The sequence below is a fragment of the Cloacibacterium sp. genome, from assembly GCF_047601505.1.
GTDB lineage: Bacteria > Bacteroidota > Bacteroidia > Flavobacteriales > Weeksellaceae > Cloacibacterium.
The window spans coordinates 2,894,432-2,915,233 of sequence record NZ_JASGJD010000001.1; the positions used below are offsets into that span (position 1 = coordinate 2,894,432).

The following is a 20,802-nucleotide window of genomic DNA, read 5'->3' on the forward strand; positions in this document are numbered from 1 at the left end:
GAATGATGAGAAAATTATATTTACCATTATTGTTGGCAATTTCATTTGTTTCTAAAGCTCAGATTTTAGATTCTACAAAAGTTGAAAAAGCAACAGTGTATTCTTTAAAAATAGCAAATCCTATTGTAAACAAACCTTTGTTTTTTAAAGAAACTCAAAATGAAGGGAACGACATTCAAAAAAATTTGAATCAACTTAATTCAAGATTTACCGTTAATCCTTATCAAATTCCAAAAACCATTACCAATCCTAATGGTGTTTCAACGCCCAAACAAGCTATTATTTCTGGATTATTAAAAGGAATAACAAGATAAAAAAAGGAAGTTTAAATTTTTAAACTTCCTTTTTCTTTGAAAAAAATATTTGTTTGATGAGCGGAATATTCGCCAAAATGATGATTCCCCAAATCATTAAATCTAAATTTTCTTTTACCCATTCTATTTTACCAAGATTGTAGCCCAATAAACCAATTACACCTACCCAAAGAAAAGCTCCAATAATACTAAAAGTGAGAAATGTAGAATATTTCACTTTAGTAGAACCACAAAGAAAAGGAACAATTGTTCTTACAACAGGTACAAAACGGGCAATAATGATAGAATTTTTACCATTTTTATCAAAAAAATGTTTTGCTTTTTCGATATGTTTTTTCTTAATAAAACGGTCTTTTTCACTATTCATAATGTAATCTCCGAAACGTTTTCCAACATAATAATTTACGTTATCGCCCAAAACGGCAGCAAACATAAGCAACGGAATTACAATCCAAATATTAAGAGATTCTTCTTGTGCAAGAAGTCCGATAGTGAAAATAAGTGCATCACCAGGCAAAAAAGGCATTAAAAAAGATGCTACAATAAGACCTGTCTCTGCAAAAATTATGGCAAAAAGGAAAACATAAACCCAATTGTTGTATTTTTCTATAATCGAAATTAATACTTGATCAGGCTTTGAAACAAAGTCTATTATAAAAGTCCATATGCTTTCTAACATATTTTACTTCTTTCTTTTAAATGCTTTAAAGATAATAGGTAAAATTGAAACAAAAACAATTCCTAAAACAAATTTTTCAAAATTTAATTTCACCCATTCTATATTTCCTAGAAAATAGCCTAATAAAGTGATGGAGGTAACCCAAAGAAAAGCGCCTGAAATACAATACAATAGATAAGTTCTGTACTTCATTTCTCCAGCTCCTGCTACGAAAGGAGCAATAGTTCTTACAATAGGAATAAATCTCGCCAAAATGACCGTTTTACCGCCATTTTCTGCAAAATATTTTTCTGTATCTTCGATATGAGATTTCTTTAAAAATAGAATTCTTTCTTTAGATTGAATATAATCGCCAAATTTCTTCCCGATAAAATAATTAACATTATCGCCCAAAAGTGCAGCAAAAACCAACAACGGAATTACCGTATAAATATCAATTTGCCCCGTTGTAGCAGCTATTAAACCTACTGCAAAAAGTAGAGAATCTCCTGGTAACAAAGGCATTACCACAACACCCGTTTCTATAAAAATAACCAAGAATAAAAATAAGTAAATATAGACGCCGTAATCTCTAATAATTCCTGTGAGAGTGGTAAGAGGATCGCCCAAAAATTCAAGAAAAAAATGTATTAAATCCATTTATTAATCATTATTGCACAAAGATACATTAAAATTCTATGGTTTTGAAAAAGTTTCAAATTGTTTGATATGGTTTATTATAAATACATTTCATCATCCATCATCCATCATCCAACTTCCAACAATTTTTTATAATTTTACCACATGATTTCTCAAAAAACCATCGATAAAATATTTTCAACCATTAGAGTTGAAGAAATTATTGGCGAATATGTTCAACTGAAACGCGCTGGCTCAAATTTCAAAGGTTTGAGTCCTTTTCACGAAGAAAAAACGCCAAGTTTTGTGGTTTCTCCGAGCAAACAAATCTGGAAAGATTTCTCCTCCGGGAAAGGTGGAAGTGCCATCACTTTTTTGATGGAAATCGAAAATTTCACTTATCCTGAAGCTCTTCGTCATGCTGCAAAAAAATACGGAATCGAGATTGAAGAAGACCAAATAGAATATTCTGAAGAGCAAAAAAAAGCGCAAACAGAACGCGAACTTCTCTATAAAATTCATGATGTTGCCAATAATTTTTATCAAGAAATTCTTTGGGAAAATGAGGAAGGGAAAACCATTGGTTTGTCTTATTTCAAAGAAAGAGAATTGCATGATGACATTATTAAGAAGTTTCAACTTGGTTATTCTCCAGAAAAAAAAGATGCTTTTACAAAATTTGCTATAGAAAAAGGCTACGAAAAAGAAATTTTAGAAAAATCTGGAATTTCAATCTTCCCAGAAAACACTCCAACAGGAATTGACAGATTTCGTGAACGTGTAATTTTCCCAATTCATAGTTTCAGCGGAAGAGTTTTGGGTTTTGGAGCGAGAATTCTGAAATCTAATGTAAAAACCGCCAAATATCTCAACTCTCCAGAAACCGAAATTTATCATAAATCTAATGTTTTATATGGCTTAAACCAAAGTAAACAAGCGATTTCCAGAGAAAATCTGTGTCTTTTGGTAGAAGGTTATATGGATGTGATTTCGCTTCACCAGAGCGGAATAGAAAACGTGGTGGCAAGTTCTGGAACTGCTCTTACCACAGAACAAATAAAACTTATCAAACGTCTTACCGAAAACGTAACCATCCTTTTTGATGGCGATGCAGCAGGTATTAAAGCGAGTTTTAGAAGTATAGACATGCTTCTTACCGAAGGCATGAATATAAGAGTGGTTTTGTTTCCTGATGGCGACGATCCTGATAGTTTTGCAAGAAAAAATCCGAGAGAATTTGTAGAAAATTTCATCAAAAATCAAGCAAAAGATTTCATCGATTTTAAAGCGGAAATTTTATTAAAAGAAGCAGAAAACGACCCTATAAAAAAAGCAGAAGCCATCAGAGATATTGTAAAATCTGTTGGTTTTGTAAGCAATGCACTAAAGCAAGAAGTCTATTTAAAACAAGTTTCCACAAAATTTGAACTTTCGGAGCAGTCTCTTTTTAATGAATTAGGCGTTCAAAAACAAATTGTACAACAACAGCAACCAAAAGAAAAGAGAGAAACAAATGTTGTAAAACTCGAAAAAGTTCAGGAAACGCTAGAAACCATTAATCCGCTTTTGGTTTTAGAAGAAAAATTGGTAGAATTGATGTTGAAATATGGAGATTACGTTCTTGAAAGGAAAACTCCGGAAAATGAAGTTTATCAAATTACAGTAATCGAAGAAATTATCGGACATTTAGAAGAAGACGATTGTGAGATTATCTCACCAATTAATCAAAAAATTATCTCAGAAATAAAATTTGGAATTCAGCAAAACGAACTTCGTTCTGGAAACTTTTTCATGACTTTGATGGACGAAAACATCGTTACCAAAACAGCAGATGCTCTAGTAAACCCTTATGAATTAAGCAATTGGGAGAAACACAATATTTATTTCAGCAAAGAAGAAGAATTAATAGATAGAATTGTAAAAGATGTAGTTATTCGTCACAAAAGAGAATACATTATTAAGATTATCAACGATTTAAAGCATCAAATAACCGAAGAAAACAGCGAAGATGCTTATAGAAAAATCATCAATCTTACTCAATTAAAAAATAAAATTGATGAGAAATTGTATCGTATTTTATAGTTTATTTTTACTTTAATATTAACTTTATTTACTAATTTTGAATAAAACAAAAGTTATGGACATTTCTATAAAACTTCCGTTTGAGCAACTTTTGGGAATTATAAAGAATCTTAATCCTAAAGAAAAAGAAGAAGTTGCAAAAATTCTTCTAGAAGAAACTGAAGTTTCTGATAAAATGTGGAGCGAAGCCGTAAAACGAAAAAAAGATTTTGAAGAAGGTAAAATAAGTTCCGAATCTTGGCAAAATCTCAAAAAGAGAATTTTAGGTTGAATTATCAAATAGAATTTCTAGCACCAGCCTCTATTGAATTAGAAGATGCTTTTCTTTGGTATGAACAAAAAAAGGAAAATCTTGGCGTAGAATTTATAGAAGAATTAGAATATTATTTAAGATTAATTTCAGAAAATCCTTTCTACTTTGAAGCCAATCAAGAAAAAGAAAATTTAAGAAAAGTTCCTTTAATAAGATTTCCTTACATCATAATTTATTGGATTGATGAAAATTCTAAAACCATTTTTATTGATGCCGTTTTTCATTCTAAAAGAAAACCTAAAAAATACTGACACTTTGGCTAAATTTGTAAAAAGGTATAGACTTTGAGCCATACTATTAAACTTTAAATAAAAAATTTAAAATGGATATAAAAAAAGATTTCAGAGATTTCTCTGTAAAACACTTAGGAAATAGCGGATTAGCAACAGATCAATATATGGGAACTTTCAACCCAACTAATCTTACGCCGTACATCATGGAAGAACGCAGAATGAACGTAGCTCAGATGGACGTTTTCTCACGTTTAATGATGGATAGAATTATCTTCCTTGGAACTGGAATTGATGACCAAGTTGCTAACATTGTTACTGCGCAATTGCTATTTTTAGAAAGTTCAGACCCTTCTAAAGACATTCAAATTTATATTAATTCTCCCGGTGGAAGCGTTTATGCTGGTTTAGGAATTTATGACACAATGCAAATCATTAAACCAGATGTTGCTACAATTTGTACAGGTATGGCTGCAAGTATGGGAGCTGTTCTTTTGGTGGCAGGTGAAAAAGGAAAACGTTCTGCTTTGAAACATTCAAGAGTGATGATTCACCAACCAAGTGGTGGCGCACAAGGCGTAGCAAGCGATATGGAAATTAACCTTAGAGAAATGCTAAAACTCAAAAAAGAGTTGTATGACATTATTTCTAACCATTCTGGGCAAACTTACGAATGGGTAGAAAAAACATCTGACAGAGATTATTGGATGACTTCTACCGAAGCCAAAGAATTCGGAATGGTAGATGAAGTTTTAGAGAAAAAATAAATTACTATTGCTTCTAGCAATTAGCTTATCTAACATCAACTTTGTCAAAGTTTAAAATCTTTGACAAAGTTTTTTTTACGGCAATTTTTGAAAATTTCTCTTGCAAAATCATTCTCAAAAAATTTCCAAAACCTGACTGTTCATTACAATTCCTCGTCTTATATTTCAGACGAGACTGCGGGATTTACACTTCCATCCTTATTGCAAAATTTTAACAAACATTTACTATTTTTGTAAACATCTAACATCCGACAAAAAATGAAAGTTATCCAAATAAAAGCAAAAGATTTTTTTGAACTTTTAAAGATAAAAGACACTTCAATGTGGGAAATCTTCTCACAAATGATTGATGAAACCGAAAAAGAAATTATTTTTTTAGATGAAGAAGAAAAAGAGCTTTTTTCTTACATTCTGCCCAATAATCTAGAAAAATTAGAAGAAGATAGAAAAATTTTTGCCAAAGAATATGCTGATAAAATGTCTAATTTGAACTGAAAATAATTGATTTATGAAAAAACTACTCACATTTTTAGCATTTGGCTCAATCATGTTTGCAAATGCTCAGTCTTACAAAAAACCGCTGGTTTCTGCCATAAAAGAAGCAGACCTTAAAACCGATATGTACCAAATGGCTGCTGACCAATTCTGGGGAAGGGAAGCCGGAACTTTAGACGAACTGAAAGTTTCGATGTGGTTTGCCGACAAAATGAAAGATGCAGGAATGAAACCAGCTGGTGACAACGGAACATTTTTTCAATTTTTTGATATGTATCGCCATCAGGTTTCGCCTCAAAGTTCTGTGAAAATTGGTGATAAAACCCTCAAAATTTGGAAAGATATTTTGGTACAAGACATTACTGATAACAATTTTATCGCTCCAGTTTTGTATTTAGGAAAAGTAGAACCTCAAGATTTGGCTTCAAAAAACATTGCAGGAAAAGTAGTTGCATTAAAAGCCTCAGACCTCAACGTTTCAAAAGAAATGACACTTTTCGAGAGAAGATATCCTGGTTTCATCAGAACTAAATATTATAAAACCATTTCTCAACTTGGTGCAAAAGGAATTATTTTTATTACAGATAATATTTCAGATAAAAGTTGGGCAGAAGTTTTACCACAAATGACCCGAGGAACATACGGCGTAGAAGGTCTTAGAGAAAAAATAGATGTAGGAATTCCTGTTTTTTGGATTAAACAAGAAAACGAAAATTGGGTAAAAAACAATCCTGAAATTACCTTAAATATTCAGACCGAAACATACAAATATCCATCAGTAAACATTATTGGTAAAATTGAAGGAACAGACCCAAAATTGAAAAATGAATATGTTCTTTTGAGTGGTCACCAAGACCATGATGGAATTCGTCATCCTGTAAAAAACGACACCATTTATAACGGCGCAGACGACAATGCGAGTACTTGTGTAGCTCTATTGGCAATGGCAAGAGCTTACAGCAAACAGCCTTCAAAACGTAGTATTTTGTTTGTAATTCACGGTGCAGAAGAACGAGGTTTACTAGGTTCTCGTTGGCATGCTGCACATCCTGTAGTTCCGAAAGAAAGCATTGTAGCGGTTCTAAACGGAGATATGATTGGAAGAAATGATAACAACGAAGCTGCACTTTTAGGTAGCGAAGCTCCTCATAAAAATTCTGAAGAATTAGTAAAAATGGCTCTTGATGCAAATAACGAAAGTACGAAATTCAAATTCTTGAAAGCTTGGGATTTGCCAGAACATCCAGAATATTTTTATTTCAGAAGCGACCATCTTCCTTATGCTAAAGCAGGAATTCCGGCTTTATTTTTCACCAGTGTATTGCATTTTCAGTATCACACGCCACAAGATGAATCTGAAAACATCAATTTCAAAAAATTATATAAAATGACGGAATGGATGTACAGAACTTCTTGGAAAGTTGCCAACGAAGCAGAAAAACCAAAATTAATTAAAGATTTTAAACTTGAAAGATAATTTCTAAATGGGAGAGTTGTAGAGTAAGAGAGTTGTAGAGTTAGATTATTTACAAATAATATAAAAAATGGCAATTATTAAATATCACAATGAACTTAAAGTTTATCAAAAATCATTTGAAGTTGCTATGGAAATTTATAAAATTTCTTTCCAATTTCCAAGTGAAGAAAAATATTAACCGATCAAATAAAGCGCTCTTCGCGTTCTGTCTCAGCAAATATTTCTGAAGCTTGGGGAAAAAGAAGATATCCAAAATCATTTGTCTCAAAATTAACAGATGCAGAAGGAGAAGCAAGAGAAACCCAAACTTGGTTAGAATTTTCTTTTCAATGCAATTATATTGAGGAAGAAAAATTTAAAATTTTTAACGAAAAGTATAATGAATTCATTGCATTACTCATTTACATGATTAATAATGTGGAAAAATGGACAAACTTTAATCCAAAAGAATAAAACCCTCCCACTCTACAACTCTAAAATTCTCCCACTCTATAACTCTCCCACTAAATTCTTCGCTTCAGCTACGTCATGAACTCTCAATATTTTAGCTCCTTTTTCTAAAACTTTTCGATGAAGTTTTTGAGTTTCTTCTATTATTTCTAATGGCTTTTTATTCAAAGGTTTATAAATAAAAGACTTTCTGGAAATCCCAATTAATAAAGGAAATCTCTCAAATCCTATAAATTCTGTTTCGTCAATCATTTTGTATTGGTCTTCTACCGTTTTTCCGAAACCGAAACCTGGGTCTAGAATAATATCTTTAATTCCTAGTCGCTTCAATTCATTGATTTTTTTTGAAAAATAATAATTCAAGTGAACTATAATATCATCATACTGAATTTTTTCGTGCATATTTTGATAAGAAGAATTGCTGTGCATCAAAATATAGGGAAGTTTGGTTTCTGCAACTGTTTTCAATAAATTTTCATCAAAATCGCCGCCAGAAATATCATTTACAACATCTAATCCTTCATTATAACCGAATTTTACCACTTCCGCATAAAAAGTATCAAGCGAAATTAACGTTTCCGGAAACTCCTTTTTAATCAAAGGAATTATAGTACCAATTCTTCTAATTTCTTCTTCAGCTGAGAGAAATTCAGCATTTGGTCTTGTAGATTGAGCTCCAATATCAATAAAATCGGCTCCATCTTTTATCAATTTTTCCGCTTGAAGAAGTGCTGATTTTTCGTTGTTAAATTTACCTCCATCCGAAAAAGAATCTGGAGTCAAATTAAGGATTCCCATAATTTTGGGAGTAGATAAATCAATAAGTTTTCCGTTACAATTAATAGAAAAGTAAGATTGTTGGAAGTTGGAAGTTGGAAATATCATTTTGCAAATTTATAGAATTTCTTGGTCTAAATTTACTCAAATACGTTTGAAACCACTATTTTTGTTGAATGCAAAAAACCATTTCCATTGTTGTTGCTATTTTCAACAGAAAAGACGAATTATTCGAGCTTTTGAATTCATTAATTGCTCAAACCGACAAAAATTTTGAAGTAATAATTGTAGATGACGGCTCTATGATTGATTTGTTGCCAACAGTAGAAACTTTCAAAGAAATGTTGGAAATTCAATATTTCAAAAAAGAAAATTCTGGTCCCGGACTTTCTAGAAATTACGGTGCTAGAAGAGCGAAAAATGATTGGTTGGTTTTTGTAGATTCAGACGTAATTGTAGAAAAAGATTACATCGAAAACATCAAAAAAAATCTAGAAAATACAGATTGTGCCGCTTTTGGAGGAGCAGACAAAGCTCACAAAGGTTTCAATATTTTGCAAAAAGCCATCTCCTACTCTATGACTTCGGTTTTTACAACTGGCGGAATTAGAGGCAACAAAAAAGCGGTAACCAAATTTCAGCCGAGAAGTTTCAACATGGGCGTAAATAAAGAAATTTTCTTGTCAATTGGTGGTTTTTCGGAAATGAGAATTGGCGAAGACCCAGATTTATCAATGACGATTTGGGAAAAAGGCTACAAAACGGCATTTTTTGATGACATAGGAGTTTATCACAAACGCAGAACAGATTTAGGAAAATTCTCAAAACAAGTGTATCAATTCGGTTGTGCCAGACCAATTCTTAACCAAAGACATCCCAATTATGTAAAACCAACTTTTTGGTTTCCATCATTGTTTTTATTAGGTTATGTAGCTGGTATTTTAGAATATTTTGCACTAAACGAAGGTTTTGTTTTAACGTGTTACGGATTTTACACCCTTATTATTTTCTTTCACGTTTTAATTTTAACAAAAAATATTTCTATTGCAGCCAATGCAATTATCACTACTTATATTCAAATGTTTTCTTACGGATACGGCTTTTTAGAATCTTGGATTAAGCTAAATATATTAAGAATGAAGCCAGAAGACGCATTTCCGAAACATTTTTATAAGAAGTAATTTCTATTCTCATCATTGATTTTTTAAAATATAAAAACCCTAACTTTGCAAAATGAGTTGGTTCGAAGACTGGTTTAATACACCTTACTATCATATCCTCTACAAAGATAGAGATTACAAAGAAGCTGAAAATTTCATTTCAAATCTTACCAAAGAACTTAAGCTTCCTGCACATTCTAGCATTATAGATTTGGCTTGCGGCAAAGGAAGACATTCTGTTTTTCTTAATCAATTGGGTTTTGAAGTTTTGGGAGTAGATTTGTCCGAAGAAAGCATTCTGCACAACAAACAATTTGAAAATTCTGATTCGCCAAAATTAGAATTTAAGGTTCATGACATGAGAAACGAACTTTATCCTGAAATTTCCGAAGAAAAAGTAAATGCAGTTTTCAATCTTTTTACCAGTTTTGGCTATTTTGACGATGAAGAAGATGATAGAAAAGTTTTTCAATCGGTAAAAAATGTTTTAAAAAAAGGTGGAATTTTTATTTTAGATTTCTTAAACGAAGGATTTGTAAAAAACACTCTTATTGCTGAAACCACCATCAATAAAGGAGAAATTGATTTCAAAATTAAAAAAAGAATTGAAAATAATTATGTTATTAAAGACATCTATTTTCAAGACAAAGGACAAGATTTTCATTATTTTGAAAAGGTAAAACTGAGTACTTTAGAACAAATTGAAACATTAGCAGCCAGTTGTGGCTTCGAAGCACAAAAAATCTGGGGAAATTATAATCTCGAAGATTTTGATAGAGAAACTTCGCCAAGATGTATCTTTGAATTCAGGATTTAAAATTCAAACAAAATTTATCATAAAATTTAGAACTTAAAAATAATCGTGATGATTACCATTCTACTTATCTTAAGCGTAATTGTAGGCGTTTTCTTAGGGAAATTCTTTGGCAGCAACGAGAGATTTGCCAAAAATCTTTTAATTCTTAGTGCTGGTTTTTTAATAACGGTATGCGTTTTAGAAGTTTTTCCTGAAGTCTATTCTACTTCTGACCATAATATTGGCATTTGGATTATTGGCGGTGTTCTTCTTCAGATGATTTTAGAAAGTTTAACCAAAGGTTTCGAGCACGGACACTTTCATCATCATAACGAAGAAAAAAACATTCTTCCCATAGCATTAATGTTTGGGATGTTTATTCATGCTTTTTTAGAAGGAATTCCTTTAGCGAATATTACTGAAACTACTTCTCCCTATTTATTGGGAATTGTATTTCACAATCTTCCTATTTCTTTTATTTTGGGAGCATTTTTATTGGGAAGAAAAAGTTCTGTTTTCTCATGGGTTATCGTTGGTATTTTTGCCTTATCTTCACCATTAGGAATGCTTTTTGGAGATTATTTTAATCCGAATTTACAAAATTACTTCTTGGCGCTAGTTGGCGGCATTTTCCTTCATATTTCTTCTGTTATTATTTTTGAAAGCAATAAAAACCACAAAATGGATTGGATGAAAATTATCTTAGTAATTGCTGGTGTTGGTTTAGCATTGTTAAATCACATCTTCCATTCTCACTAAAAATTTGTAAAATTTCATCATAAAAAAGTCCTGAAAAATATTTTTTCAGGACTTTTAATTTATATAGTTTTAAACTTTTCTAGAATTTCCAACCAACTGTAAGGAAGAAATTTGTTTTTGCATTTTTAACTTTTGATACAATACTTGCTTCATTCGTTATAGAATCTCCATTGGTAACAGAATACCCATCATTTGTAGTAACAGCATAATCACCACCAAAGAAAGGATTATCATAAGTTGATGTAATACTTTGTATGCCTGCATCTATGTAGAAAGCTTTAAAATCGTATCCTAAACCTCCCGCTAAAGTCTCTCTTTTCCCTACAAAAGGAGAGTTAAGTCCGTAAGAACCACTAACTCCATTTGAATTAATAGCTTTAATAGAACTATCACTAAAAGGACTGGCTTCTAAACCATAACCACCTCTTAATCTAAAACCTGCCACTCTATATTCTGCACCAACTCTAAGGTCTGAAGTATTTTTATAATCTGAAGAAAAATAATCATTCAACTGAGTCTCTGCAGAGCCTTCAACTTTATATTTCGGTTTAGTAACACCTAAAGTATAATCTACGTTAATTGCAAAGTTTTTACTAGCAACAATAGCTCCACTTAAAGTAAGTTTCATCGGTGTAGTCAATTTTCTAGTTTCATCATAAATATCGTAATCTATACCATTACTATAGTTAGAATATTCCGTATATGTTCTTGTTAAATTCCAAAAAGTTGGAGATTCTACAGCCACACCCAATCTTATATTATTGTTAATTTTACCAATTATACCAACAGATGCAGAAAATCCATTAGAAGACTCCCTATATGGAGTATATTGCTTTTGATAATAAGCAGATTCTCCTAAATCTTGTAGTTGTAACTGAAAAAAATCTGACTGATCAAAATCTGCACTTTTAAAATTTAAGCCAGCACCTAGATATATTTTGTTTTCGTAATTACCTCCTAATGAAACGTTAAGATTTGAAGCTGTACCAGTTCTGTCATAAGCATGCCCAGTGTAAACCAATTTGTCATCAATTGTATTATTACCAGAATCTGTATATTGAACATCTGTGCTTATATTAGAATTGCCAGGTGTTTGCACATAATTTTCTAAATTCTTTGTACTATAATTGAAAGCTAAATTTACAAATTTCCATGGCGATGTATTACCCGTATCAAAAGAAACAACACCTCCTATTTGCCCTAAATTGGTATTGGTATAAGAAGATTCAAAACTACTACCAAAAAGGTTAGAATTATTTTTATTATTTTGAACAGACAATGTAGCTGCAACATCTCCCGAAATAAAAACCCCTGTTCCCGCTGGATTTATTGTGATCGCAGACAAATCTCCTCCTAAAGCTCCCATAGAACCCGCCATTGAATTAAATTTTGCAGTTCCTCCAAAATCAGAGCTAGAATATATCTCTGCTGTATTTTTTATAACAGATGCATCTTGAGCATAATACATAGCTCCTAAAGACAAAAATGCAACTGCTGAAATTCTCTTTAACATATTTAATAAATGTATTGATTATTTAATTTTTTATCTAAAGCCACCAGATCTCATTCCGCCTCCACCAGAGCTTCTCATTCCGCCACCTGAAGATGAACCTCCTCCGAAGCCTCCTCCAGAACTTCTAAAACCGCCACCAGAGTTTCTAAAACTATCATTTCTTTGAGGTGTATAAGATGGTTGTTGAGATGGTGTACTTTCTGTTCTTCTAAAACCTCCATTTTGTTGTTGGTTACTAGAATTGTTACTATTAGAAGTACCAAAACCACTTCTTCTAAAGCCGTTGTTGTTTACAGAATTTTGATTAGATGAATTTTGATTAGGAGTACCAAAACCACTTCTTCTAAACCCGTTATTATTTACAGAATTTTGATTAGATGAATTTCTTCCAAAACCATTTCTATTTACCGTATTAAAACTACTATTATTGGTATTATTTCCTCTGAATATAGCATCTGCACCACTTCTTTTTACATTAGCAGGTCTTCCCCAATATCCAGGATAACCTCCCCAACCGTAATAACCAGGATAGTAACCTCCACCCCAATAATAAGAATCCCAATAATATGGATTATAACCATATCCGTAATAAGGATAGCCCCAACTAGCGCCCCATCCCCAATTCCAACCTGGGTTATACCAAGAATTCCAACCCCAGCCAAAACCTAAGCCTATACTCCATCTATTTCCCCAGCCGTAATAACCTCCCATTCCGTAAGGATAACCATATCCCCAACCCCAATTATTTGAGTAATAATTGGTTTCAGTTCCGGCATAGCTTCCCCAATCAGATTGTTCAAAATTATTCCAGTCTTGATATTTATTTTTTTGAGCCTCCATATTTTGCTGGTTTTGCTCTATAATACTTGGAGAATTATCGTTGTAAGAATAGTCTTCGCCTACATTATTATTAGTGTCGTCCATTACAACACCTGCAGGAATAACATCTTTGTTAGGATCATAGTAAACACCATCAGTTTCTGTATATCCTCCCATCTGTGCACCACACGAAATCAAAAGTAAGCCACTAGAAACGGCAAAAATACCTTTTGATTTAATAATTTCTATTAAGTTTTTATAAGTAAAATTTTTCATGGTAGATGTGATTAAGTTTATTTATATCTTTGCAAATATTAATACCAAAATTGTACCAAATACATGGTATTCTAAAAATTTAACCAAAAGTACAATTTATCATTAGATTGATTAGCAAATAAAAAGTTAAAATTTAATTAAAACATGGCAAAATTAACATCTAGGAATGAAGATTACAGCAAATGGTATAACGAACTAGTAGTAAAAGCAGACTTGGCTGAAAACTCTGGTGTAAGAGGATGTATGGTGATAAAACCCTACGGTTATGCTATTTGGGAAAAAATTCAAGCAGAATTAGACAAAAAATTTAAAGAAACTGGTCACCAAAATGCTTATTTCCCTCTCTTTGTCCCGAAAAGTTTATTCGAAGCTGAAGAAAAAAATGCAGAAGGTTTTGCTAAAGAATGTGCAGTAGTAACACATTACAGACTAAAAACAGACCCTACAAATCCCCATAAATTAATTGTAGACCCAGAAGCTAAATTAGAAGAAGAACTTATCGTAAGACCTACTTCCGAAGCAATTATTTGGAATACTTATAAAACATGGATTCAATCTTACAGAGACCTTCCAATTCTTATTAACCAATGGGCAAATGTTGTACGATGGGAAATGAGAACCAGACTTTTCCTTAGAACTGCAGAATTTCTTTGGCAAGAAGGTCATACCGCACACGCTACCAGACAAGAAGCTGTAGAAGAAACAGAAAAAATGCTAGAGGTATATGCAGATGTAGTAGAAAACTTTATGGCAATTCCTGTTGTAAAGGGTTTAAAAACACCTACAGAAAGATTTGCTGGCGCAGACGAAACCTATTGTATTGAAGCGATGATGCAAGACGGAAAAGCACTACAAGCTGGTACCTCTCACTTCCTTGGACAAAATTTCGCAAAAGCTTTTGATGTAAAATTTACCAATAGAGAAGGGAAACAAGAATTTGCTTGGGCTACTTCTTGGGGAGTTTCTACAAGATTAATGGGAGCTTTAATTATGTCTCATTCAGATGATTTTGGGTTGGTACTTCCTCCAAAATTAGCTCCAATACAAGTAGTAATTGTTCCTATTTTTAAAGGAGAAGAGCAATTAGCCGAAATTTCTGTAGTAGCTAATGACATTTTTGACAAGTTAAAAGCAAAAGGAATTTCTGTAAAATTCGACGATAGGACAGAATACAAACCAGGTTGGAAATTTGCAGAATACGAACTAAAAGGTGTACCATTGAGAATTGCAATGGGCGCAAGAGATTTAGAAAACAAAACGGTAGAAATTGCAAGAAGAGACAACCTTACAAAAGAAGTTCGCTCTATAGAAAACATTGAAGATTATATTGAAGAACTACTTAACACCGTTCAAAATGACATTTTCAAAAAAGCAGCAGAATACAGAACAGAACATACTACAAAAGTAGATACTTACGAAGAATTCAAAAAAGTATTAGAAGAAAAAGGAGGTTTCATCTCTGCTCACTGGGACGGAACCGAAGAAGAAGAAGAACAAATTAAAGAAGAAACCAAAGCTACCATCAGATGTATTCCGTTGGATTCCGAAGACGAAGAAGGCGTATCTCTAATTACAGGAAGACCTTCTAGCAGAAGAGTTCTTTTTGCAAAAGCATATTAAAATTTTTTAAATATTTTCTCTCCCCAACTCTAAAAGAAAATTTCGCAAAGAAACCACCTTTAGGAGTTGGGGATTTTATTTTGAATTCAATTTAATTGTTTGATTATTAGAATTATTTACTATCTTTATTAAAGAAAATTTAAAACGAAAAATCATGTCAATTATCGAAAAAATTAAAGAAAATTTTTCACCAGAATTCATTTCCGAATTGGCAACTCAACTCGGAGAAAGCGAATCTAGAGTTTCTAAAGCAATAGCCGTTTTATTGCCTGCAACACTAGGAAACATTTGTATAAATTCTAAAAACGAAAATATTTTAAAAGCAATTTCGGATATTGATAACGAAAAAATTTCTAAAAATTTACTCTCAGAATCTCAACAAAACAAAATCGTAAACTCTATTAAAGAAACTCTCTTTAGTAAAGAACCAGAGAAATTATTTACAATTACCGAAGAACATTCTGGAATAGAAAATTCTAATTCAAAAATAATTCTCAACACCGTTATTGCAGCTACTCTTGCAACACTTAAAAACGAAATTCAAAAACAAAACATAGATGGCAAGAATATTTCTGAATTACTTAACGAACAAAAATCTTTAATTTGTTCCATAATTCCTGCAGGTTTATCTTTAGAATCTTTAGGGCTAGAAAACAAAGACAATTCCGTTGAAAAAATTATACACGAAGAAAAAAACATTGAAAAACTACAAAAACCAACACAAAAATTGCCCAAAACCACAAATAAACAAAATAATGCCGGCTTTTGGAACTGGCTTCTACCACTCATTTTGTTAGGACTTGCAGCATGGTTTTTCTGGAAATTTTACGAAAAAGAAAATCTTCCCGAAAAAATAAAAATTGAAGAAAAAAAGTAATAATTTTTCACCAAAAAATAGATTAACCGCTTAATTTTTAGCGGTTTTTTTTAATTTTATTTTTGGAATAAGAATAATTTAACTAAATTTGTTAGACCAAACTAACATTTTAAAAATCATCAATGAAGAAGCCTTGGCAAAAAGAACGTCATCATAACTCATTACCAGAAGTATTTTCATCAATAAATGTTCCTATTAATGCAGGTTTTTGGAAAAAATTATTAGCTTTCACCGGCCCAGGTCTTATGGTAGCTGTTGGTTATATGGACCCAGGAAATTGGGCTACAGATATTGCCGGCGGTGCAAAATTTGGTTATACACTTCTTTCTGTGGTGCTAATTTCAAATATTTTTGCAATGATTCTGCAACATCTTGCCGTAAAATTAGGTGTAGTTGCCGAAAGAGACCTCGCGCAAGCTTGTAGAGACCATTTTCCACCAGTTGTTAATTTCTTTTTATGGCTTTTTTGCGAAATTGCAATTGCTGCAATGGATTTAGCAGAAGTTATCGGTTCTGCAATTGCCTTAAATTTACTTTTTGGCATTCCATTAACTTGGGGAATTGTAATAACTGTAGCAGATGTGTTATTAATTCTAATGTTACAAGCAAAAGGTTTCAGATGGATTGAAAGCATTATTGCCGGATTAATTTTCGTAATTTTAGCATGTTTTGCTTATGAAATAATTATCTCCAAACCAGATATTTTCCCAATATTAAAAGGTTTAGTTCCACAAAAACAAGTTATCACCAATCCTTCAATGCTTTACATCGCAATAGGAATTTTAGGAGCAACCGTGATGCCTCATAATCTTTATTTACACAGCAGCATTGTACAAACCAGAAATTACGCCAGAACAAACGAAGGAAAAAAAGAAGCGATAAAATTTGCAACCATCGACAGTACTTTTTCATTATTTCTTGCATTTTTCATCAATGCAGCAATTTTAATTGTAGCAGCTGCAACCTTTCACACTACAGGAAATCATGATATAGCAGACATTCACGATGCGCACAAAATGCTAGCTCCAATACTTGGAACAAGTTTGGCAAGTATTGTTTTTGCAATTGCACTTTTAGCTTCTGGTCAAAATTCTACTTTAACAGGAACTTTGGCTGGACAAATCGTAATGGAAGGCTTCCTCAATATCAAATTAAAACCTTGGTTTAGAAGATTAATAACAAGATTAATTGCAGTGATTCCAGCCTTTTTTGTCGCACTTTGGTATGGCGAAAAAGGAACTTCAGAACTTTTGGTTCTTAGCCAGGTAATTCTTTCAATGCAGCTGAGTTTTGCAGTAATTCCTTTGGTAATGTTTACCAGTGATAAACTAAAAATGGGAGAGTTTGCAAACAAACCATTATTAAAAACAGCAGCTTGGATAATATCATTTATCATTATAACACTTAATATTTACCTGCTTTATCAGACATTTTCAGAAGGGGTTTAAAAATTAATTCATTCTCAGAAAACAATATTAAGTCTAAAAAATTTTGCCTATATCAAATGTTAGATCAATCTAATATTATAAGTTAAACTATTAAAACAAATTACATGAAGTCAATAAAGTCAAATTTTATAATCCTCACTTTTATTGTGGGTAATGCATTGGTGTATTCTCAAACACAGGATACCCTTGCAATAAAAAATAAAAAGATTGATGAAATCGTAATTTCCGGAACAATGAAAATTGTAAATCGTTTAGAAAGTCCTGTTCCTGTGGAAATTTACACACCAACTTATTTCAAAAAAAATCCCACACCAAATATTTTTGATGCGCTTCAAAATGTAAATGGAGTACAGCCTCAACTCAATTGTAATATATGTAATACCGGAGATATCCACATCAATGGTTTGGAAGGTCCTTATACTATGGTTTTGATTGATGGAATGCCTATAGTAAGTTCGCTTGGGACGGTTTATGGCCTGTCCGGAATTCCTAATTCTTTAGTGGAAAGAATCGAGATTGTAAAAGGCCCCGCTTCTTCACTCTACGGAAGCGAAGCTGTTGGCGGACTCATCAACATCATCACCAAGAAGCCACAAAATGCTCCAATTTTGAGTGCTGATGCAATGTCTACAACTTGGGAAGAATATAATATGGATATAGGGTTTAAACTAAATGCCGGAAAAAAAAACACAGTACTGACGGGTATTAATTATTTCAATTATCAAAACCGGGTAGATAATAACCATGATAATTTTACAGATGTCACCTTGCAAAACCGAATCTCTGTTTTTCAGAAATGGAATTTTGAAAGAAAAGAAAACCGTCTCTTTACTATTGCAGGCCGTTATATGTACGAAGACCGTTGGGGAGGTGATATGCGATGGAACAAACTATATCGTGGAGGTGATAAAATTTATGGAGAAAGTATTTATACAAATCGTATGGAATTACTGGGGAATTATCAACTCCCTGTATATGAAAAAATGTTATTTTCATTTTCAATAATCAATCATGATCAAAACAGCCGATACGGAACTACTTCTTATATTGCCAACCAAAAAATTGCTTTCGCCCAACTAACTTGGGATAAAAAATTGAACAATCACGACTTGCTTTTCGGAGCCGCTTTACGCTATACTTATTATGATGATAATACACCGGCAACTAACAATTCTGAAAATCAAAACGAGCCAGAAAAAACATGGCTACCCGGAATTTTTATTCAGGATGAAATTAAACTAACTGAGAAACACAAACTCTTGTTAGGCTTCCGGTACGACTACAATAATATTCACAAAAGTATTTTCACACCAAGAATTGCTTACAAATGGTCAATAAACAACAATAATATTTTTCGTGCGAATGCAGGAACAGGCTTCCGTGTGGTAAATCTGTTTACTGAAGACCACGCTGCACTCACCGGAGCAAGAAAAGTAATTATTTTGAATGATTTAAAACCCGAGAAATCCTATAATATCAATCTTAATTTTATAAAAAAAATCCACTTTAATTCTGGTTCTTTTTTAGGGTTAGACACCACCGTTTTTTACACCTATTTTACCAACAGAATTGTTCCCGATTATGAAGCAAACCCCAACGAAATTATTTATGACAATCTCAATGGTCATGCCGTCAGCAAAGGAATCAGCCTAAATGCAGATTTGAATTTTATAAACGGATTAAAATTGATTATTGGAGGAACATTAATGGAAAATACCTTAACAGAAAACGGGATTACAAATCAACAAATGCTAACGGAAAAATTTATGGGAACCTGGGCAGTTTCATATAAAATTAAACATTGGCATCTGAGCATTGACTATACAGGAAACATATATAATCCAATGCATTTGCCTCTGCTTAGTGATTTAGATCCGAGAAAACCAAAATCTCCCTGGTGGAGCATCCAGAACATTCAGTTTACATATGATAAATTTAAAAGATTTGAAATTTATGCCGGAATAAAAAACCTGCTCAACTGGACTCCTAATAGAGGAAATCCGTTCATTATTGCAAGAGCTAATGATCCTTTTGATAAAAATGTAATATTTGACGGAAATGGACAAATTATTTCAACACCAGATAATCCCTATGCTTTAACATTTGATCCTTCATATGTTTATGCTCCAAATCAAGGAATCAGAAGGATTTTTGGGAATAAGATTCAACTTCAACTAAAATGACAGCTTTAAACATCATATTTAAATGGGCTATAATTTTAGGAAGCTTTATACTGCCAGAACTTTGCTTTTCACAACTAAACATTCTGAGTTTTCAGAAAATTGAAAAAATGCAAACAGATAAACCAAAAAATACAGTAATTTTTATTTATACAGATTGGTGTAATTATTGTAAAGCGATGGAAAATACAACCTTCAAACACAAAAAAATTATCGATAAATTGAATAATGAATATTATTTTACAATGTTAAATGCAGAAGAAAAACAAGACATTAAATTCTGTGGTAAAACTTTTCATTTTAAGCCCACAGGAACAAATACAGGAATCCAAGAACTTGCAGAAACATTAGGAAATATAGATGGGAGAGTTAGCTATCCCATATTAGTGATTCTGAACTCCAAGAATGAAATTATTTTCCAGCATAGTAATTTCTTGAATTCTTCAGAAATGATTTTGATTTTAGAAAAAATTTATCACTAACTGCTGAGATAAAAATCTGCCAATATTTCCTAAAATAACTTTTGGCAAATACTTTGCCTTAAAAGAGTAGAAAAATTCAGCAAAATGGACGAAAACAAAGAACTACACGAAGAAAATCTAAATACAACAGAACAAGAAACTCAGCAAAACGAAGAAACAAAATCGGAAAATGTGACAAAACAACCCACTGCAGAAGAACTTTTGGCAGAAGAAAAAGACCGTTACATTCGTCTATACGCAGAGTTCGAAAATTATAAAAAGAGAACAGTAAAAGAAAAAATGGAATTTGCTCAGTACGCCAATACTGAAATGATGATTTCTATGCTTGCCGTTCTTGATGATTTTGAAAGAGCTATTAAAGAAATTGCAAAAAGTGGTAACGAAGCAGATCTTAAAGGAATTGAACTTATTTACCAAAAATTCAAAAATAAATTAGCCGAAAAAGGTTTAAAACCTGTTGAAGTAAATGCTGGAGACAATTTTAATGTAGATTTCCACGAAGCTATCACTCAAATTCCTGCTCCATCAGAAGATTTAAAAGGTAAAATTGTAGATGTTATAGAAACTGGTTATCAGCTTCACGACAGAGTAATAAGATTTGCAAAAGTAGTAACAGGAAATTAATTTTTTGCAGGATGCAGGAAGTCGGAAGTTAGATGAAATAAATTCC

21 protein-coding genes and 1 pseudogene are annotated in these 20,802 nt (G+C 32.2%); 17 read left to right on the forward strand and 5 right to left on the reverse strand.

Annotated features, from left to right (window positions below; genetic code table 11):
- The first annotated feature begins 2 nt into the window (after positions 1-2).
- On the forward strand, positions 3-314 hold the full coding sequence (locus QM746_RS13120; protein WP_414984642.1) for a hypothetical protein: 312 nt from the start codon (positions 3-5) through the stop codon (positions 312-314).
- 19 nt (positions 315-333) lie between these two features.
- Here the strand turns inward: QM746_RS13120 and QM746_RS13125 are convergent, their stop codons facing one another.
- On the reverse strand, positions 334-993 hold the full coding sequence (locus QM746_RS13125; RefSeq protein WP_374364784.1) for a VTT domain-containing protein: 660 nt from the start codon (positions 991-993) through the stop codon (positions 334-336).
- Between the two features lie 3 nt (positions 994-996).
- On the reverse strand, positions 997-1,632 hold the full coding sequence (locus QM746_RS13130) for a VTT domain-containing protein (protein ID WP_374364786.1): 636 nt from the start codon (positions 1,630-1,632) through the stop codon (positions 997-999).
- Between the two features lie 144 nt (positions 1,633-1,776).
- Between QM746_RS13130 and dnaG the strand changes: the two genes are divergently transcribed.
- From dnaG to QM746_RS13165, 7 genes and pseudogenes are all read left to right on the forward strand, one after another.
- On the forward strand, positions 1,777-3,693 hold the full coding sequence (dnaG, locus tag QM746_RS13135) for a DNA primase (RefSeq protein WP_414984643.1): 1,917 nt from the start codon (positions 1,777-1,779) through the stop codon (positions 3,691-3,693).
- Between the two features lie 55 nt (positions 3,694-3,748).
- A complete protein-coding gene (locus QM746_RS13140; RefSeq protein WP_414984644.1) occupies positions 3,749-3,964 on the forward strand; it encodes a hypothetical protein in 216 nt (71 codons plus the stop codon).
- Positions 3,961-4,257, forward strand: a complete 297-nt coding sequence (locus QM746_RS13145) for a type II toxin-antitoxin system RelE/ParE family toxin (protein ID WP_414984645.1) — start codon at positions 3,961-3,963, stop codon at positions 4,255-4,257. The genes QM746_RS13140 and QM746_RS13145 overlap by 4 nt, the downstream gene beginning before the upstream one ends.
- 71 nt (positions 4,258-4,328) lie before the next feature.
- Complete coding sequence (clpP, locus tag QM746_RS13150) at positions 4,329-5,003, forward strand: ATP-dependent Clp endopeptidase proteolytic subunit ClpP (RefSeq protein ID WP_414984646.1); 675 nt, start codon at positions 4,329-4,331, stop codon at positions 5,001-5,003.
- A gap of 258 nt (positions 5,004-5,261) precedes the next feature.
- Positions 5,262-5,498: a hypothetical protein gene (locus tag QM746_RS13155; protein ID WP_414984647.1), complete on the forward strand. Its 237-nt coding sequence runs from the start codon at positions 5,262-5,264 to the stop codon at positions 5,496-5,498.
- A gap of 13 nt (positions 5,499-5,511) precedes the next feature.
- Positions 5,512-6,975, forward strand: a complete 1,464-nt coding sequence (locus QM746_RS13160) for a M28 family metallopeptidase (RefSeq protein ID WP_414984648.1) — start codon at positions 5,512-5,514, stop codon at positions 6,973-6,975.
- Positions 6,976-7,102: 127 nt separating this feature from the next.
- Positions 7,103-7,428, forward strand: a pseudogene (locus QM746_RS13165) (four helix bundle protein).
- Between the two features lie 36 nt (positions 7,429-7,464).
- Here QM746_RS13165 and folP read toward each other — a convergent pair.
- On the reverse strand, positions 7,465-8,223 hold the full coding sequence (folP, locus tag QM746_RS13170) for a dihydropteroate synthase (RefSeq protein WP_414985156.1): 759 nt from the start codon (positions 8,221-8,223) through the stop codon (positions 7,465-7,467).
- A 155-nt stretch (positions 8,224-8,378) separates the two neighbouring features.
- Here folP and QM746_RS13175 point away from each other — a divergent pair, with 155 nt between their 5' ends.
- Genes QM746_RS13175 through QM746_RS13185 form a run of 3 tightly spaced genes read left to right on the forward strand, consistent with a single transcriptional unit; the run spans position 8,379 to position 10,917 of the window.
- Positions 8,379-9,383, forward strand: coding sequence for a glycosyltransferase (locus QM746_RS13175; RefSeq protein WP_414984649.1), 1,005 nt, complete (start codon positions 8,379-8,381; stop codon positions 9,381-9,383).
- Between the two features lie 52 nt (positions 9,384-9,435).
- Positions 9,436-10,179, forward strand: coding sequence for a class I SAM-dependent methyltransferase (locus QM746_RS13180; RefSeq protein WP_414984650.1), 744 nt, complete (start codon positions 9,436-9,438; stop codon positions 10,177-10,179).
- Between the two features lie 48 nt (positions 10,180-10,227).
- A complete protein-coding gene (locus tag QM746_RS13185; protein WP_414984651.1) occupies positions 10,228-10,917 on the forward strand; it encodes a ZIP family metal transporter in 690 nt (229 codons plus the stop codon).
- Positions 10,918-10,996: 79 nt separating this feature from the next.
- Here the strand turns inward: QM746_RS13185 and QM746_RS13190 are convergent, their stop codons facing one another.
- Both QM746_RS13190 and QM746_RS13195 read right to left on the reverse strand, forming a co-directional pair.
- Positions 10,997-12,430, reverse strand: coding sequence for an OmpP1/FadL family transporter (locus QM746_RS13190; RefSeq protein ID WP_414984652.1), 1,434 nt, complete (start codon positions 12,428-12,430; stop codon positions 10,997-10,999).
- A 30-nt stretch (positions 12,431-12,460) separates the two neighbouring features.
- Positions 12,461-13,525, reverse strand: coding sequence for a hypothetical protein (locus QM746_RS13195; RefSeq protein ID WP_374363544.1), 1,065 nt, complete (start codon positions 13,523-13,525; stop codon positions 12,461-12,463).
- A 144-nt stretch (positions 13,526-13,669) separates the two neighbouring features.
- On the opposite strand from QM746_RS13195, the gene proS reads away from it, so the two are divergent.
- From proS to QM746_RS13225, 6 genes are all read left to right on the forward strand, one after another.
- Complete coding sequence (gene proS / locus QM746_RS13200) at positions 13,670-15,145, forward strand: proline--tRNA ligase (RefSeq protein ID WP_414984653.1); 1,476 nt, start codon at positions 13,670-13,672, stop codon at positions 15,143-15,145.
- 154 nt (positions 15,146-15,299) lie between these two features.
- Positions 15,300-16,022, forward strand: a complete 723-nt coding sequence (locus QM746_RS13205) for a DUF937 domain-containing protein (protein WP_414984654.1) — start codon at positions 15,300-15,302, stop codon at positions 16,020-16,022.
- Between the two features lie 122 nt (positions 16,023-16,144).
- Positions 16,145-17,470: an Nramp family divalent metal transporter gene (locus QM746_RS13210; protein ID WP_414984655.1), complete on the forward strand. Its 1,326-nt coding sequence runs from the start codon at positions 16,145-16,147 to the stop codon at positions 17,468-17,470.
- A gap of 104 nt (positions 17,471-17,574) precedes the next feature.
- Entirely contained in the window at positions 17,575-19,653 is a 2,079-nt protein-coding gene (locus QM746_RS13215) for a TonB-dependent receptor plug domain-containing protein (RefSeq protein WP_414984656.1), read from the forward strand.
- A 107-nt stretch (positions 19,654-19,760) separates the two neighbouring features.
- Positions 19,761-20,132 carry a thioredoxin family protein gene (locus tag QM746_RS13220; RefSeq protein WP_414984657.1) on the forward strand — a complete coding sequence of 124 codons (372 nt, stop codon included), beginning with the start codon at positions 19,761-19,763 and terminating at the stop codon, positions 20,130-20,132.
- An 84-nt stretch (positions 20,133-20,216) separates the two neighbouring features.
- Positions 20,217-20,756, forward strand: coding sequence for a nucleotide exchange factor GrpE (locus QM746_RS13225; RefSeq protein WP_414984658.1), 540 nt, complete (start codon positions 20,217-20,219; stop codon positions 20,754-20,756).
- The last annotated feature ends 46 nt before the right edge of the window (positions 20,757-20,802 follow it).